This is a genomic window from Blautia luti, from assembly GCF_013304735.1.
Classification (GTDB): domain Bacteria; phylum Bacillota; class Clostridia; order Lachnospirales; family Lachnospiraceae; genus Blautia_A.
In genome coordinates this window covers 128,114-144,918 of record NZ_JAAITI010000002.1, presented here as the reverse complement: position 1 = coordinate 144,918, position 16,805 = coordinate 128,114, and the positions used below count along the sequence as shown (strand labels likewise).

The window sequence follows — 16,805 nt, the reverse complement described above, 5'->3', positions numbered from 1 at the left end:
CCTGAAGAAAAGGAGGTAATATATGAGAATGAAAAAGACAGGTATTCTGGCAGGTATCATGGCAACATGCATCTGTATTGCCCAGAGTGTTCCGGCATTTGGGGCACAGCAGGATCTGGTTGGTTTTGTCCCCAGTGAGGGAAACCAGACGGAAACGCAGGTAAAGAGTTATCTTACAGGCGAGAGTGTTCCCGAGAGCATTGGACGTCGGAGACCTGTTGCCGTAATGATGGGAAATAACATTTCCGGTGCGCCACAGAGTGGAATCGGACACGCAGGTGTAGTATATGAAGCACCTGTGGAAGGAAATATTACCCGTCTTATGGGAATTCTCGAAGATTACGATGAGCTGGAACGGATTGGCTCCGTGCGTAGCTGTCGCGATTATTATCTCTTTTATGCCAATGAATTTCAGGCAATTTATGCACATTATGGACAGGCAGCCTATGCACTGCCTTATCTGGAGCAGCACGTAATTGACAATCTTAACGGGATTCAGATGGGAAATCTGGCGTTTTTCCGAACAACAGACAGAAAAGCCCCCCACAATGCCTATACCGATGCAGCTCATCTTCAGGCAGGAATTGATGCCATGGGATACAGTCAGGAATATAAGGAAGACTATACCGGCCATTATCTATTTGCGGAAGATGGAACGGAAACAGTTCCGGATGGAATTACTGCGGCAATTGTAAAACTTGATAATTTCACAGATAATCATCCGTGGTATGAATATGATGCAGAATCCGGAGAATACCGCCGTTTCCAGTATGGAAAAGAGCATGTGGACCAGCTGGATAATGAACAGCTCACCTGTGATAATATTATCCTTCAGTATTCTTCCTGCCCGGCATATGACGGCAATGGTTATCTGAATATTGATGCCATTTCCGGTGGCGAGGGAAAATATATTACCAGAGGAAAAGCTATGGATATCCGCTGGGAAAAAGATTCCCCGTGGGGAATCACACATTATTATGATGGAAATGAACAGGAGATCCGTCTGAATCCGGGAACTACCTGGGTGGAGATTATACAGAATGACCGGATAGATTCCGTCACTTATCAGTAAATATACAGCTATCAGGAGAAACAGAAACATGAATGCAAACTACAGGGAACGTCTGAAAGACAAGAAACGTATTGTAATCAAGATTGGATCTTCATCACTGATCCATTCAGAAACAGGAAGACTGGATTTCCGTAAACTGGAAATTCTTGCAAGAGAACTCAGCGATCTTCACAACCAGGGGAAGGATGTGGTTCTGGTATCCTCCGGTGCCATTGCTGTAGGAGCTGCGGCCCTTGGGATGAAAGGCAAGCCTGCAGAACTGGAAAAGAAACAGGCATGTGCGGCGGTAGGACAGGCAAGGCTGATGACCATATATCAGAAGCTTTTTGGAGAATACAACCAGATGGTAGCGCAGATCCTTATGACAAAAAATACCATGGTCAATAACACCAATCGCCGGAATGCACAGAATACATTCAATCAGCTGCTGGCAGAAGGAGTCATTCCCATTGTAAATGAAAATGACTCGGTATCCTCCTACGAATTCCAGAATCTGGTAAAATTCGGAGATAATGACACACTTTCTTCCGTGGTTGCGGCGCTGATCGGTGCGGATCTTCTGATTCTGATGTCTGATATTGACGGACTTTTTACCGATGATCCCAATTCCAACCCGGATGCGGAGTTTATTGATATTGTGGAGAACATGGATGACAATATGCGTAAGCTTGGAAAATCTTCTACAGGAAGTAACGTGGGAACCGGTGGCATGGCAACCAAACTTACCGCTGCAATTATTGCGACAGCAGCAGGTGCGGATATGGTAATCGCAAACGGAAATGATTTTCATAATATCCACAGAATTATGGAAGGGAAAAACTGCGGAACTTTGTTTGTAGGAAACAAGAAAGAGGAATTTTTCCTCATTGATTATATTGAGAAACTGCTTTAAGGAGAACAGAAATATTATGATGGATAATATCAAAATTGACAGAATTAATGCACTGGCACACAAACAGAAGAGTGTGGGCCTTACAGAAGAAGAGAAAGTGGAACAGGCAAAACTTCGCAGAGAATATCTGGATGCGGTGAAAGGAAATCTCCGGGCGCATCTGAATAACATTGATATCAGGGAAAAGGATGGCAGCATTACCAACCTGGGAGAAAAATATGGAAGAAAAAAAGGAAATTAGAAAAAAAATATTTAAAGCCAGAAAAGAGCATGAGGATGCTTGGATTCAAGAAAAAAGCCGCAAAATTACGGAAACTCTGACACAGCTTCCGGAATACAGAAACGCAGATCGTATTATGGCCTATGCGGATTATAACCATGAAGTAATTACCCGTTATATTATCGAGCAGGCCTGGAAAGACGGAAAAGAAGTTGCGGTACCTAAAGTTTTCGGGAAAGACATGATATTTTACAGGCTGACGGATTTTTCTCAGCTGGAAGCCGGTTATTTTGGTATTCCGGAGCCGAGAGAAGACGGACAGGTTGTTTCCTGGGAAGAGGCAATGATGGTCATGCCAGGGGTGGCTTTTGATGTGAACTGTAACCGTGTAGGTTATGGCGGCGGTTTTTATGACCGTTTTCTGGAAAAACATCCGAAGATTCAGCGGGTTGCGGTTGGATTTTCTTTCCAGATGCTTCCGGAAGTACCTACAGAACCAACGGATATCCGTCCGCAGGTTATTGTCACGGAAGAACAAGTATACCGGGATATTCAGTAAGATGGACATAGAATTGATATGAACAGAAAGAAAGGCAGGAATATTTGGAAATGAATGAAATGCTTGAAAAACTGGGACAAAATGCAAAAGATGCAGAAACTGTCCTTCGAAATCTTTCTACAAACGACAAAAACAAAACTCTTGAGGCTGTAGCATCAGCTCTGGTAAATCATACAGAAGAAATTCTCAAAGCCAATGCGCTGGATGTGGAAAATGGAAAAAAGAACCAGATGCCGGAAGGTCTGATTGACCGTCTGATGCTGACACCGGAGCGTATTGAGGGAATGGCGGACGGACTTCGCCAGCTTACAGGTCTTGAAGATCCTATTGGAGAAGTAACCGGTATGAAAAAACGTCCCAACGGACTTCTTATTGGACAGAAACGTGTTCCGTTAGGGGTAATTGGAATTATCTATGAAGCCAGGCCGAATGTAACTTCTGATGCGTTTGGACTTTGTTTTAAGACCGGAAATGTTGTGATTCTGAAAGGTGGAAGTGATGCCATTCATTCCAATACTGCAATTGTAAAATGTATCCGTGAGGCAGTAAAAGATTGTGGCATTACAGAAAACGCAATTCAGCTGATCGAAGATACTTCCAGAGAGACAGCTGCGGAATTTATGAAAATGAATCAGTATGTGGATGTGTTGATTCCACGAGGTGGGAGAGGGCTGATCAAGGTTGTTGTAAACCAGAGCACAATTCCGGTAATTGAGACAGGAACTGGTAACTGTCATATTTATGTGGACGAGACAGCAGATCTTTCCATGGCAGCAGATATTGTCATCAATGCAAAAACACAGCGTGTGGGAGTCTGCAATGCATGTGAATCCCTTCTTGTAAACCGAAAAGTGAAAGATGCTTTCCTGCCGGTACTGGCAAAACGTCTGGATGAGAAACACGTGGAAGTCCGCGCAGATGAGGCAGCCGGTGCCCTGATGCCTGGAGCTGTTCCTGCAACGGAAGAGGACTGGGGAACGGAATATCTGGATTATATTCTTTCCGTAAAAGTGGTGGATTCCGTGGAAGAAGCCATTGCTCATATCAATAAATATAATACGAAACATTCAGAGGCGATCATTACCAATGATTATACTCATGCACAGAAATTCCTGGACGAGGTAGATGCGGCAGCTGTCTATGTCAATGCATCTACCAGATTCACAGATGGAAATGAGTTCGGATTTGGGGCTGAAATTGGAATCAGTACACAGAAACTTCATGCCAGAGGACCTATGGGACTGCTGGCACTGACAACAACCAAATATATCGTATATGGTAATGGACAGGTGCGTCCATAAGAATACATAGAGTGAAGCGGATTGTTGCGTCCGCTTTACTTTTTTGAAGTGTTGTGCTATACTTTTCCCAGTTAACTGGGGGTTGAGAGAGAGACTAACTCAAACAGGAGGACATATAAATGAAAAAAAAGCAACTTTTTGCAGTTCTGCTTGCCGGTTCCATGACAGTGGGAATGGCACCGGCCGCTGCCTTTGCTGCTGAAGATACAGCAGTTACGGAAGCACAGCAGACTGCAGATGATAATACAGAAGCTGCAGAAGGAGCAGATGCAGGAGAACAGGCTGCAGAAGAAACTCCTTCAGAAGATACACAGGCACAGAGTGATGCCGGCGAGCAGACCGCTTCGGAGGAACAGGCCCAGGCGGAAGAGCAGGCCGCAGTGGAAGAAGCTGCACAGACCCAGGAAGAAGTTCAGCAGGAGCAGACAGCTGCGGAAGGAAATGTTGTTACAGACGAAGCCGGACTGGTTGCTGCCATTAATTCTGCAGCCAATCTGGAAGATCCAAATAACGCTGCTGAAGCAGACCTTACCAAAATTGTTGTCAGCGGGACCATTTCGATTACCAATACAATTACAGTTCCGGCAGGAAAGGGAATTGTGATTTTAGGTGCAGATGAGAATGCCCAGATTAATCGTGCAGATGGATTTGCCGGTGATCTTTTTGCTGTAAATGGTGCCCTTTATATGGCAAAAAAAGACGCAACAGAAACCGAAAGTGCAGGAACTCTTTCTGTTGATGGATCTGTTGGAGATTCGACACAGGTGGCAGGCTCCCTGATTCATGTAGCTGCCGGTGCGAAGTTTTCCATGACAACAGGAATCAAACTTATCAATAATACAACTTCCGCATCTGGTGCGGCTGTTTTCAATGAAGGCGGAATTGTTCAGATTACAGGTGGTACCATTACAGGCAATAAATCTGATAAAGGTGCCATTTACAGCACTGGTTCCATCTTTGTAAAAAAAGGTGACGGAGCAGCGGATACAGAGCCTGCTGTTACCGGAAATACAATGACAGACGGACAGACTCCGGCGAACATTGTTCTGGCAGGTACCGATGGAAAGATCGTTGTAAGTGGAGCGCTTACCTCCCCACAGATTGGTTTTTCTGTTGAAAATGTGGCTGAGAATTATGTGGCAGTTGCAAAAGCAGACGATGTATCAGACAGTGATTTTGCCAGTGCACTTACAATTCTGGCATCCCAGTATGAGGGAGATAAGAACTATAAAGTCGATTCCGAAGGAAAACTGGTTTCCAACAGACCGACTGTTCAGATTACAGCGACAGAGTGGAAGAGCGGTGCAGCCACTGCAACGGCAACCATCAGTTCTGATAAGGCAGGTACATACTGTTATGCGTATGTCAAGAAGGGCGCGGCAGCTCCATCTATTGAGAACAGTACCGAAGGCGGACACGTGGATGCCAATGGAACAGCCACAATTAAACTTGATAATCTTACAGACAGTGCCATTGATCTGTATGTATGGGTAAAAACGGATGATGGTGCAGTAAACGCAGAACCTGCAAAGACAACCATCACAAAAGCAGCAGATCCGGTAGTCAAACCGGTGATTAAGGCAGTTACCTCCAAATGGGCAAGCCGTACACATGTAACTGTAACACTGAATTCCACCAAGGCCGGTACCTGCTATTATAAATGGGTGAAACGTAATGCTTCAGCCAAGAACGATAAGAAGAATAAAGTTTCTGTCAGCAAGGCTGGTAATTTCAAAGTTACTCTGGAAAATCTTGATGCAAACAGCGCCATTGATCTGTGGGTATGGTTTGTAGACAATGACGGACAGGAAGTTTCCAAGCAGATAAAATTGAATGAGTCCAGACGTCCGAAGGCAGAAACGCAGACAAAAGCGTCCCTTCGCTGGACAGGCTTCAGCTGGAGAGATCACTCTTCTGCAACTGTTAATCTGATTATCGGAGCAGATGGTACCTGTAATTATACCTGGAAGGAAAAAGACTCCAATAAAGATGGCGGAAGTGGAAAAGTAAGCATGAAAAAGGATAAGTCTTTTGCCATTGAGCTGAATAATCTTCCAGATAAAGAAATTGAGCTGTATATTACAGCAAAAGATTCCAAAGGAAATGACATTTTGTTACAGCCGACCATTAACGGCGTTGTAAAAACTGCGAAATCCTTTAAGATTACGTTATCTGAAAGCAGCAGACCGGCGATTCCGACTCCGTCTCCGACAAATGTGCCGGATGCCTATGTACCGGATGTCAAAGAAAGTGTCGTACAGGGACTTGACGATGCATTACAGTTCTATCCGAATACATTCTATGAGTTTACTGTTATCGGTGCAGGAACAACTAACGAGAATCCTAATGAGGGAGATGTAAAATGGGTTCCGATTTACTGGAGCACGGTTGCAAATCCAACTTCCAAACAGCAGCATACTGCATGGAAGATTGGTTCCACATCCGGAATCAATAAAGAGGCTACTTATAATCTGTATATCTTCTTCCAGAAATATATTTATACAGGTGGCCAGTGGAACGCAATGGATACGGTAGAATCCGCAGTATACCAGTTTAAATCCGCAACACTGACGCCATCCGGAACTCCGGGAGCAGACGGAACAGATGGAAGCGGCGGACAGACCGGTTCTGATCCGGATGCAACGGTAACAGGAGAGGCATCCGCAACTTCTGCCAATGGTGATGGAACCAGCTCCAGAAATGCAGTATCCACAGCAGATAATTCACCGATTGGAACCATGGCTGCACTTGCAGGCGCATCCCTTCTTGCAGGAGGTTATGTACTTGTCAGAAGAAGAAAAAAAGAGAATTGATTGCACAATAGCCAGAATAGCATAAAAAGATAAAAGAAAATCACCGGTTTCTTGTATTTCAGGGAAACCGGTGATTTTTTATGAAATGAATGCAAATGTTTTTTACAGATTTTTTTTCTTATAGATAAACCAGGATGCTGCCACACTGAAAGCAGCAAGATAAACAAACAGTATCAGAATACTGAGGTAATTGACGGCTCCTCCGGAAGCGATAGTCCGGATTAAATGGCTGGTCTGTGACAGGGGAAGTGCTGCCACAAAGTTTCCAAGAATTCCCGGAATCTTTTCCGTAGAAAAGAAAGTATTACATAAAAATGCCATTGGCATAATGATATAGTTGGAAAAACGTGGTACATCAGCATGGTTTTTTGCAAGGAAGGAAACGACCACTCCAATAGCGGAAAAGACAGCTCCATTCAGGAACATTACCAGAAAAGACCATCCGTTAAATACAAGGCCTGTTCCGATAGGCATAGTCAGAAGAAGAATAATGCCACCTGCATAAAGTCCACGAAGGCTGCCGCCGATAATCTGTCCGGCAATAAACTGCCAGAGAGGTGTAGGTGAGATCATAACCTGATCAAAGGCTTTTTCATACAGACGTTGCACATTCAGATTCTGTGCAATTGCATTGAAACTTCCGTTCATGGTAGTCAGTGAAACCACACCGGGGATCAGAAAGTTCAGATAAGGTTCTCCGTGCGAAGAAGTCTGAATTCCCATCCCAAAGACAATAAGATACATCAGAGGTGCAATCATGGCAGCCAGTGTGATCTTATAGAAATCTCTTCGAAATTCGACCCATTTTTCCCATAAAATAGTAAGTATACCCATGATAATTCATCGTCCATTCTATTAAATTGTATATAAGTATGTTATCGTTGCATCAGATGTCTGCCTGCCCGTTCCACAAAAACATCTTCCAGAGTTGTTTCGCGAAGTGTGCACTGTCCGTCCAGAGCGGACAGGAATGTAATAGCTTCTTCTCTGCTATGGAAATAATGGCTTTTGGCTCCCGAAGAAGTTTCCTGATCAACGGTATATTTTCCAAGACTTTCGATCAGACCGGATGGAGTATTAATTTCTTCCAGTTTGCCATGGTCCATAAGAGCAACCCGGTTGCAGAGAGACTGGGCTTCCTCCATATAGTGGGTAGTAAGAAGGATTGTGAGATTTTTCCCGTTAAGCTGACGAAGAAGATTCCACATCTGTCGTCTGGAAAGGGCATCCATTCCTGCAGTCGGTTCATCAAGAAGAAGAATTTCCGGGCTGGTGAGAAGTGCGCGGCATACCATAAGTTTACGTTTCATACCACCGGAAAGTTTACGCACCGTTCGTTTCCGGAAAGGAAGAAGCCCGCAGAAATCAAGAAGTTCCTCGGTTTTTGCCTTGATTTCCTTCCGGGGCATAAAATACAGACGGCCCTGATATTCCATAATTTCATCCATGTTCATGTCCTGACGCATGGAATACTCCTGCGTGATGACACTGATTTTGCGTTTCAGATCCGGTCGGTTGCGTCCAAGTGTCTGCCCGTCAATCTGGATTTCTCCTTCCGTGGGCAGAAGCAAAGTGGAAAGCAGACTGATCGTAGTGGTTTTTCCTGCACCGTTGGGGCCCAGAAGTCCAAAAAATTCGCCGGTTTCTATACGAAGATTCAGAGAATCCACAGCAGTGAAATTGTCGAATTTTTTGGTGAGATTTTTGGTTTCGATCATCTCTGTTCATTTCCTTTCGTTTGTATACAAATTTCTCTCTATTATACTTGAAAGAAAAGGATATTTCAACAACCCTGGTGGGTTCTTTACAGAAAACAGCCGGTGTGATATAGTTGTACAAAATGACTTATGGGAGATGGAATGAGAGATGAAATACAGAACAGGAATAAGAATGCTGACGCTTGTGATGCTGGCGGTGATGCTGTTATGTCCGGCACAGATACTGGCGGCAGAAGGGATAAGCGGAGTGAAAACAGATCTTACGAATGGAGAATATTCCATACAGGTAGATCTGGAAGGCGGAAGTGGTAAAGCCAGTGTCTCTTCACCGACACTGATGCTGGTGAAAGATGGCAGAATGTATGCAGAGCTTCAGTGGAGCAGTTCCAATTATGATTATATGATTGTAGATGGTGAGAAATTTCTCAATGAAAGCGAAGAAGGCAGAAATTCTGTTTTTACAGTACCGATCACGGTGCTGGATGATAAAATGGAAGTAATTGCGGATACGCTGGCGATGGGAGCACCTCATGAGATTAATTATACGCTGACTTTTTATGAAGATTCCATCGGATCAAAAGGACAGCTGCCCCAGGAAGCTGCAAAAAGAGTGGTTGCAGTTGCATTGATAATTATTGTCGGTGGAGGAATATTGAATTATTTCGTAAATAAAAGGAATCGGTGCTGAGCCGGTTCTTTTTTTATGTGTTTCCGCATACATAGATAATAGAATGGCAGTACGGAAATGGAAAAAAGAAAAAATATCCAACTGCGGCTTTATGGATCGGAGGAAAGAAAATGGATATGATACAGGAGAAAACCTACGAGAGCATTTATTATCAGCTATGGGAATTGTCACAGCGATATAAAACTTTTACACAATTTCGTGTAATTGGAAAAAGCCATGACGACAGAATGATTCCCATGCTGGAAATAGGAACAGGAGATACCTGCATTTTTTGTGTGGCCGGTTTTTCGGGTGTAGATTGGATGATGTCGGACAGGCTAACAGAGGTGACAATGGAACTTTGCAGGAATTACGAATGTGGTTGGATGGTAAAGGAGTTTTATGAAGTAAAAAAACTTCTGGATACGACAAGGTTATGTATCATTCCGGTAGTAAATCCGGATGGTTATGAAATCTGTCGCAGAGGATATGGTGCTGTGCGGAATCCAATTTTCCGTCAAATGTTAAAAATGCAGGATATTCCATGTGATGAGTTTGTGTGCAATGCAAGAGGAATGAATCCGGTTTTAAATTTCCCAACCAGTTTCAGCAGCAGAAAAAAGATTCATCAGCAGCCGGCAAGTGAAAATGAAACCAGAGCTTTGATAAGGATTTTTCAGGAATATGGAGGCAGAGGGCTGCTTGTTTTTTGCGGATCAGGGAAAAAAATTGTGTATTATCGACAGGACCAGAAATTTTCCACAGGACCACGATGTCATCGTCTTGCCAGACATTTGAAGAAATGCACAGATGGAAAATTGGAGCGGTTTCATACAGAGAATGAAAAAAGAAGTACTGGAAGACCGGAACAGTTTTATGGAGAGATTATTCATCAGCCGGCATTCCGGATCGAAATTCCTGTTACAGGGAAAAACCGGGAAGAGGAGAAAATGGAAATACAGGAACTGATGCTGCTTCCATTAGAATATATTTATTCTCTTACACAATAAAGAAATCCGCCGCAAACAGATCTCACAGTTTGCGGCGGATTTGGGGAATGTCGAATTCTGTCGGACGAATTTCATTGACTTCTCCTGAAACAAGTTTTATAATGACAACATCTGAAAAAGATCTTTTAAATTTTCTATACCGTCTTTACCAGGCGGACATTCCGGAACGGTTCCGTTCCATAAAATTCCTGATTTATTATTAAGTAACCATTTATTATCTGTATTTGAAAAAGAAAGAGGATTTTTTATGTACTGCTATGTTGGGAGCAGATCGCCACCATTTGGAGACGGGCAGAAATCAAGATACTCTTTTTCCGTAAAAATGGAAGTCATTATCATGAAAAAATTTTTTCGCTGTATTTTTAACACGGCTCTGGGAATAATGTTTGTGACTGCATTCATTCTTCTCTTTCCAGGTCTTTTTGGAATTCGGCCATATGTGGTCTATTCCGGTTCCATGGAGCCGGAAATCCAAACAGGAGCTGTTGTTTTCACAAAGGTGGAGAAGTTATCTCCTGAAAAAGGAGATATTATTACGTTTCGCAACAGGGATACCGTTATCACGCACAGAGTGGTAAAGAAACAAAACGGTACCTGGATCACAAAAGGTGATGCGAACAAAACTGCGGACCCTGTCCCTGTGGAAGAGTCGCAGATTATCGGGCGGGTAGTCTTTTGCCTGCCTTATCTGGGCTATGTACTTTATTTTCTGAAAGCCCGGATTCCGTTTGCTGCCGTATGTATTGCGGCAGGTCTGTCAGTGATCTCTGATCTGGCATATACCCCTAAAAAAATTAAAAAAGAAATATCTGGAGGATTAAATTATGATGAAAAATAAAAAAATGGTAAAAGGAATCGCACTTGGAGCAATGATCGCAGCACTGGCAGCAGGAGGAACTGCGGCTTATCTTACAGATTTTGAAACTGCTACCAACAGTTTTACCGTAGGAAAAGTAGATATTGCTTTGGAAGAACCTGGATGGAAACCGGAAGAAAACACCAAGATTGTACCTACTCAGGTAATCAAAAAAGATCCTTATGTGGAAAACAAAGGAGTAAATGAAGCTTTTGTATACCTGGAAGTATCTGTTCCTGTGAGAGAAATCATTACCGCAGCCGCAGATGGAACCAGAAATAATCTGGAAAAAACGGAGTTGTTCAGTTATTCCAAGAACAGTGACTGGACACAGATGGAGAGAAAAGAAATCGGACAGAATATGGTGTATACATATGCCTATAATCATATTCTGAATCCCGGGGAAAAAACAACAACACTGTTTGACACTGTAACATTTGCCAATATTATTGAAGGGCAGCTGGATATGCAGCAGTTGGATATGCCTGTAAGAGCCTATGCAATTCAGGCTACCAATACAGGAGACGGCAGTACAACTGTTCTGGAACAGGCCAAAGCTGCTTATCAGAAATATGTAAATCAGAACAAAGGACAGGCTGGTGGTGTCACTAAATGAGAAAGCTGAAAAATCCGGTGCTGTTTCTTTTTATAGCCGGAACTATCTGTGCAGCAGGGACAGCGGCATATTTTTCGGATTCCGATAATAGGATAAATGAAGTTGCTGTGGGAACTGTGACAACAGAAATTGAAGAAAATTTTCCGGACCCTACCCCCACACCAATGGAGAATAATCCATCTTACAGAAAAGAAATCTGGACAGGAAATTTTTCCAGCAGTGAAAAAGGATTTAACGCAGACTGTTATGTAAGGATGATGGTTTCCTACTCTGATGATGATATAGGAAGAGGAGTAGAAATTCTGGGAATGGATACAGTAAACTGGGTGTACAGCAATGAGGATGGCTATTATTACTACCGTAATGTGGTTGCGGAAGGAGAAAAGACGACGCCCTTATGTACAGGTTTTCGGATTGATTCAGCAAAAATTGATGATACATATAAAAATAGTCTTTCAGATTTTGCAATCAATATATACGAAGAATCTGTACAGGCAGAAGGATTTGAGGATTTTAAAAGTGCATGGAGATATTTTGATAATCCGATATCTGGAAATGCAGAAAGGGGAGGAATGGTTGAAAAGAGTTCTTAAAGTTCTGCTTGCGGGAATGTTTGCAGCTGGGAGTATCGCAGTCTGTGCTGTTGCCTACGGAAAATTTTCAGATTCTGTAACGGTAACCAATCATATCTCCACGGGAGATATCAATATCTCATTAAAAGAACTGGAGAAAAAGAATGGCAGAGAAATTGTCTATCAGGATAATAAAACAATCCTTCCCGGAGATAAAATATCCAAAATCCCAAGAATTACCAATCAGTCGGAGCCCTGCTGGATAAGGGTAAAGATTACATATACAGATAATCTGGAAAACAGGAAAGGGCTTGACGACAGTAATCTTACCGGCATGTCAAAATACTGGATAAAAAAAGGAAAATATTTTTACTGCACCAGAAAACTTGAACAGGGAGACAGCATAGACGTTTTTACAGGGATTTCGGTTCCGGAAGAATGGGAGCAGCCATATCAGGAAAAGAAACTGGGAATTACAATTGTTGCAGATGCCGTGCAGGCGGCAAACTTTTCGCCGGATTTTAAAGATATGACTCCATGGGGAAATCAGAAAATATTAAGATGTATTCATGATACCAGTGGACGGATTGTACAAAAAAAGAAACCGGTAAAATTGAATGTGGAATTTGAGGGAAATGCACATAAACTGATTGCGGCGCCGGAGGATTTTTTTGCCGGATTTTCCGCAGCTATGCCAGGAGATGTATTTGAGGATTCCGTAGAAATACGAAATACTACGGAACATACAGCAGAGATCTATTTTCGAACAGCACCGGAGTGTAAATCTGTGAAGGACCAGGAATTTCTGAAAAAATTGAAACTGGAAATATCCGTAGGTGAAAAGAAACTGTATTCGGGTGATCTTCTTGCAGCATCCTTAAATAAGCCGGTTTCGCTCGGAAAAATTAAGTCCGGAAAAGGAGAAAGCATGAAATTTCAGGTTACAGTTCCCAAAGAACTTGATAATACATATGCTCTTCGTGACGGAGATGTAAAATGGATTTTTTCTGTAAATGAAGAAGAAAAAGAAAACACAATTTTATCTCCAACGCCCGGACAGACTGAAAAAAAAGAAAAGTCTGACAGAGGTGATTCACAAAAAAACATTTCCTCAGAAAAGTCAGCTCCTGTAAAAACCGGAGACGAGACCGGAATTCTGTTTTTCCTGTTTATAGGAAGTACAGCGTTTTTTACAGCAATTCTGGTGCTTAGGAAAGGAGGAAGAAAAATTTGAAAAAAAGAATGACAGGGGCTGTGATGTCACTGCTGATTCTGGCTTCCTCCCTTGCAGTGTCAGACAGTTCCACAATGGGAAGTGCTCTGGAAAATGAAGCGGCAGAACATTCAGAAAGCATGTTTCTGGAAGAAGATGAAGATCAAAACAGTCAGGAAAATGTTGAGACAGATTCCGGCAATACAGATGTGGAGGAAGAGTTTTCGGAAGGGACAGGATCAGAAAGTGTTCTGGATGAAGAGATTTTTTCTTATGATGAGGAAACAGATGTGGAGGAAGAGCCTGAATTTACTTTGTTTTCTGAGGAGAACGCGGAAATACTGACAGGTGACAGCGAAGAAGCTGATCAGCTGATTCAGGAAATTGAAAACGGAGAAGTTTTTGCACTTTCTCCGGCACTTCCGGAAAGTTTTACAGGATCAGAAAGTGTTACAGTGTCTGCTTCTGATGAAGAAAACCTTTCCACCACAGCCTTAGACCCTTCACAGTATTATCTGGATGTCTGGACGAGAGTTTATTGTGATGAGGTTTGGACAGAGGCAAATGATTTTATAGGAAACGGAAACAAAACTCGTATGGGATGTACTTATCGTTCGGTACATTATATTGATGATACAGGAACAGAAAAAGTTTCTCCGCTGTACTGCCTGAAGGCAACCAAAGATGGTATGGATAGTACCATGCTGAAAGATGAAGCAGTTAAAGTATTGAAAAATGCTGTGATTCAAAAGCTTCTTTACTTTGGATATGGTGGTCCCGGAGATCTTGGAACGGGGTATGATCCATCCTGCAGCCATATAAGCTGGTCAAAATGGCAAAACCGATATGTTTTTACACATATCGCCCTTTCCATAGCTTATTTCAATGACCGTGGATATGCAACAGAAGCGGAAGTGGAACATGTGGGAATTAACCGCCTCATCGACAAGATAAAAACACTGACAATCCCTGCGAGAAACAAGGCATCTGTGTCTGTGAAAGGTGAAAACGGATGGGTGTCTGCAGTAGGACAGACGGTTCCTTTGAGCGTGTACCGTTCCAGGCCGGATACACTTCCTTATATACCGGACAGCATGAAAGACGGCTTTCAGATGAGCAACCTTATGAGAGTTACCGATGGTGCAAAGGCCGGGAACGGGATTACCATAACCAGGAATTCCACAGAAAAATGGCAGCTGGCTTACTGGACAAGCGCGTCAGAGTATAATTCCCAGAGAACCAGCCCCAAAATGATGACAGGAACCAGTCTTAGTTTAAAAGAAGGTGCGTATTTGTATCTGATTTTTCCTCTGAATACGACAGCATCCAGAAAATTTTCATGTAAAATGCTGCTCCAGCCGGTATCATATATTCTTGTAGATGGAAAAGCACAGTCCGGAAAAGACGGAATGCAGGATTTTGGGGCATATGTATACCAGGGGACAAGAGGAAAGGTTGATTTTACGGTAAAACCTTCTACATATGGAAGTGTCAAACTGGTAAAAACAGAAGCAAATACAGGAAAAAAAGTTGCAAATGCCAAATACGCAATCTATGCAGGGGAGGATGTGAAATCTGGTTATCGTGTTATGTACAAAAAAGATCAGAGAATTGAAACCGGAATTACGGATCAGAATGGAGAAATCACATATCTGAAATTGCCGCCGGGACAGTATTATGTAAAGGAGATAAAAGCCCCTTCTGGTTATGTACTGAGCACAGTAATAAAAAATGTTACGGTAACTGCTAGTAAGACAGCATCTGTTGCAGTGACAGATATTATGAATATAAGCGGAACGGCAGTTATTACAAAAAAAGACGGAGATACTGGTGATCCTCTTGCCGGTGCGGAATTTACGTTGTATGAGTGGAGCAAAAAGACCGGAAGTTATGGAAAGACAGGAACGCTCCTTACATACAACAGCCAGAATCGGGTATATGAGTCGGGAGAATTTTTTTATACAGAAGACAATCAGGGAAAATTCAGGATTCGTGAAACAAAAGCTCCCGCAAATTATACAGGAAACTGGCAGAAAGATTTTCAGCTTACAGAACCCGGTACGCATAAAAAATATTCCTTTGAAGTTCTGAATTATCAGGCAGATAAACGCAGGATAGAAATTCGGAAAACAGACGAAAATACGGGGGATGTTCTGAAAGATGCACAGTTTACACTGTATGAGTACAGTATTTCTCAAAATGGTTACAAGGCAGAAGGGATTGTACTGAAATATGAAGAAGAAAGTCAGATTTATGTCAGTGAGGAACTTCTGGTAACTTCGGACAATAATGGAAAATTTAAAATTGTGGAAACCAAAATTCCGACGGGCTATGAGGGTAGCTGGGAACAGGAAATTGATATCACAGACAAAAATGAAAGTCTTGCATTTCATGTAACCAACAGACCATTGCCGGAGTATAAAGGCCGGATACGTCTGAAAAAAACAGATGTTTATACAGGAAAATCTCTGGAAGATGCGGAGTTTACCGTATATCAGTGGAACCGTAGGAAAGGATTTTATGAAGATAATCTGGGTGAAAAAAGACTTTTGAAATATGATAGAGAAGACGGCTATTATTATACGGAGGCTTTGATGATCACAGATGAAAATCTTGGAAAGTTCCGGATTATAGAAACCAGAAATCCTGCAAATTATACAGGAAAATATGAAAAAGATGTTGTTTTTCAGAAAAAAGCGGATACGGATATAGACGAAATTCTGCTTCAGGCAGAAAATACCCCAATGATATTACCACTGGGAACAATAACTGTAACCAAAAAAATAAAAGAAAATGATATTACATGGGCTCATGGAAATCCGACCTTTTTCTTTGTAGCAGAGGGAACCGATCTGTCGGGAGCTGCTCATCGTTATGAGGATTATGTGACTTTTGTGCCGGATAACTATGAAACAGATGGTAACGGCTATGCAACAGTTTCTGTTACACTTCGAAATATTCCGCTGGGACAGTATACAATCTGGGAGAAACCAGTTCTCAGATATTATCTGAAAGATGTGTGGGCAGATACAGAAAATGTACGGATCACAAAAAAAGCAGAAGCGGCTTATGGAAAAGATCCAAAGGAGACAGCAGTGGGAACTGCAGCATTAACGGTGGAAAAACCGGACGCAGCGCTTACTTTTTTAAATGAAAAAGCCAGATACGACAAATTTTCTCATACGGACTGTATAAAAAACACAATCCCGTTGTTATTTTCCTGATAAAACAGACCGGAAGACAGAAAGCAGATTCTGTCCTTTCCGGTCTGTTTTGGGATTTCAGGTATATTTCAG

At 42.4% G+C, this 16,805-nt stretch carries 15 protein-coding genes; 13 read left to right on the top strand and 2 right to left on the bottom strand.

Annotation, left to right across the window (positions count from 1 at the left end):
• Positions 1 to 22 precede the first annotated feature (22 nt).
• The 6 genes from G5B06_RS01980 to G5B06_RS01955 all read left to right on the top strand — a co-directional run bounded on the left by G5B06_RS01980 (position 23) and on the right by G5B06_RS01955 (position 6,857).
• Positions 23 to 1,072, top strand: a complete 1,050-nt coding sequence (locus tag G5B06_RS01980) for a DUF3048 domain-containing protein (RefSeq protein WP_243278970.1) — start codon at positions 23 to 25, stop codon at positions 1,070 to 1,072.
• A 28-nt stretch (positions 1,073 to 1,100) separates the two neighbouring features.
• Positions 1,101 to 1,964 (top strand): glutamate 5-kinase, encoded by an 864-nt coding sequence (gene proB, locus G5B06_RS01975; RefSeq protein WP_148447976.1) that lies wholly within the window; start codon positions 1,101 to 1,103, stop codon positions 1,962 to 1,964.
• 19 nt (positions 1,965 to 1,983) lie between these two features.
• Positions 1,984 to 2,205 carry a DUF896 domain-containing protein gene (locus tag G5B06_RS01970; protein ID WP_148448053.1) on the top strand — a complete coding sequence of 74 codons (222 nt, stop codon included), beginning with the start codon at positions 1,984 to 1,986 and terminating at the stop codon, positions 2,203 to 2,205.
• Positions 2,183 to 2,743 (top strand): 5-formyltetrahydrofolate cyclo-ligase, encoded by a 561-nt coding sequence (locus G5B06_RS01965; protein ID WP_173761713.1) that lies wholly within the window; start codon positions 2,183 to 2,185, stop codon positions 2,741 to 2,743. Before G5B06_RS01970 ends, G5B06_RS01965 begins: the two co-directional genes overlap by 23 nt.
• A 50-nt stretch (positions 2,744 to 2,793) precedes the next feature.
• Positions 2,794 to 4,044, top strand: a complete 1,251-nt coding sequence (locus tag G5B06_RS01960; RefSeq protein WP_173771224.1) for a glutamate-5-semialdehyde dehydrogenase — start codon at positions 2,794 to 2,796, stop codon at positions 4,042 to 4,044.
• A 119-nt stretch (positions 4,045 to 4,163) separates the two neighbouring features.
• Positions 4,164 to 6,857 (top strand): hypothetical protein, encoded by a 2,694-nt coding sequence (locus tag G5B06_RS01955; protein ID WP_148447970.1) that lies wholly within the window; start codon positions 4,164 to 4,166, stop codon positions 6,855 to 6,857.
• Positions 6,858 to 6,959: 102 nt separating this feature from the next.
• Here G5B06_RS01955 and G5B06_RS01950 read toward each other — a convergent pair whose 3' ends face one another.
• Both G5B06_RS01950 and G5B06_RS01945 read right to left on the bottom strand, forming a co-directional pair.
• Entirely contained in the window at positions 6,960 to 7,691 is a 732-nt protein-coding gene (locus G5B06_RS01950) for an ABC transporter permease (RefSeq protein WP_148447968.1), read from the bottom strand.
• A 41-nt stretch (positions 7,692 to 7,732) separates the two neighbouring features.
• A complete protein-coding gene (locus G5B06_RS01945; protein WP_148447966.1) occupies positions 7,733 to 8,575 on the bottom strand; it encodes an ABC transporter ATP-binding protein in 843 nt (280 codons plus the stop codon).
• Between the two features lie 148 nt (positions 8,576 to 8,723).
• Between G5B06_RS01945 and G5B06_RS01940 the strand changes: the two genes are divergently transcribed.
• From G5B06_RS01940 to G5B06_RS01910, 7 genes are all read left to right on the top strand, one after another.
• Positions 8,724 to 9,263: a hypothetical protein gene (locus tag G5B06_RS01940; RefSeq protein WP_244094520.1), complete on the top strand. Its 540-nt coding sequence runs from the start codon at positions 8,724 to 8,726 to the stop codon at positions 9,261 to 9,263.
• 110 nt (positions 9,264 to 9,373) lie between these two features.
• Entirely contained in the window at positions 9,374 to 10,252 is an 879-nt protein-coding gene (locus tag G5B06_RS01935; protein WP_148447964.1) for a M14 family zinc carboxypeptidase, read from the top strand.
• Between the two features lie 337 nt (positions 10,253 to 10,589).
• The gene (locus G5B06_RS01930) at positions 10,590 to 11,090 is read left to right on the top strand and encodes a signal peptidase I (RefSeq protein ID WP_173771202.1); all 501 of its coding nucleotides are present in this window, start codon (positions 10,590 to 10,592) and stop codon (positions 11,088 to 11,090) included.
• The gene (locus G5B06_RS01925) at positions 11,077 to 11,724 is read left to right on the top strand and encodes a TasA family protein (protein ID WP_148447960.1); all 648 of its coding nucleotides are present in this window, start codon (positions 11,077 to 11,079) and stop codon (positions 11,722 to 11,724) included. Before G5B06_RS01930 ends, G5B06_RS01925 begins: the two co-directional genes overlap by 14 nt.
• The gene (locus G5B06_RS01920; RefSeq protein WP_173771200.1) at positions 11,721 to 12,317 is read left to right on the top strand and encodes a hypothetical protein; all 597 of its coding nucleotides are present in this window, start codon (positions 11,721 to 11,723) and stop codon (positions 12,315 to 12,317) included. The genes G5B06_RS01925 and G5B06_RS01920 overlap by 4 nt, the downstream gene beginning before the upstream one ends.
• Positions 12,301 to 13,530 carry a hypothetical protein gene (locus G5B06_RS01915; RefSeq protein WP_173771198.1) on the top strand — a complete coding sequence of 410 codons (1,230 nt, stop codon included), beginning with the start codon at positions 12,301 to 12,303 and terminating at the stop codon, positions 13,528 to 13,530. Before G5B06_RS01920 ends, G5B06_RS01915 begins: the two co-directional genes overlap by 17 nt.
• Positions 13,527 to 16,733, top strand: coding sequence for a SpaA isopeptide-forming pilin-related protein (locus G5B06_RS01910; RefSeq protein ID WP_173771196.1), 3,207 nt, complete (start codon positions 13,527 to 13,529; stop codon positions 16,731 to 16,733). The genes G5B06_RS01915 and G5B06_RS01910 overlap by 4 nt, the downstream gene beginning before the upstream one ends.
• Positions 16,734 to 16,805: the final 72 nt, after the last annotated feature.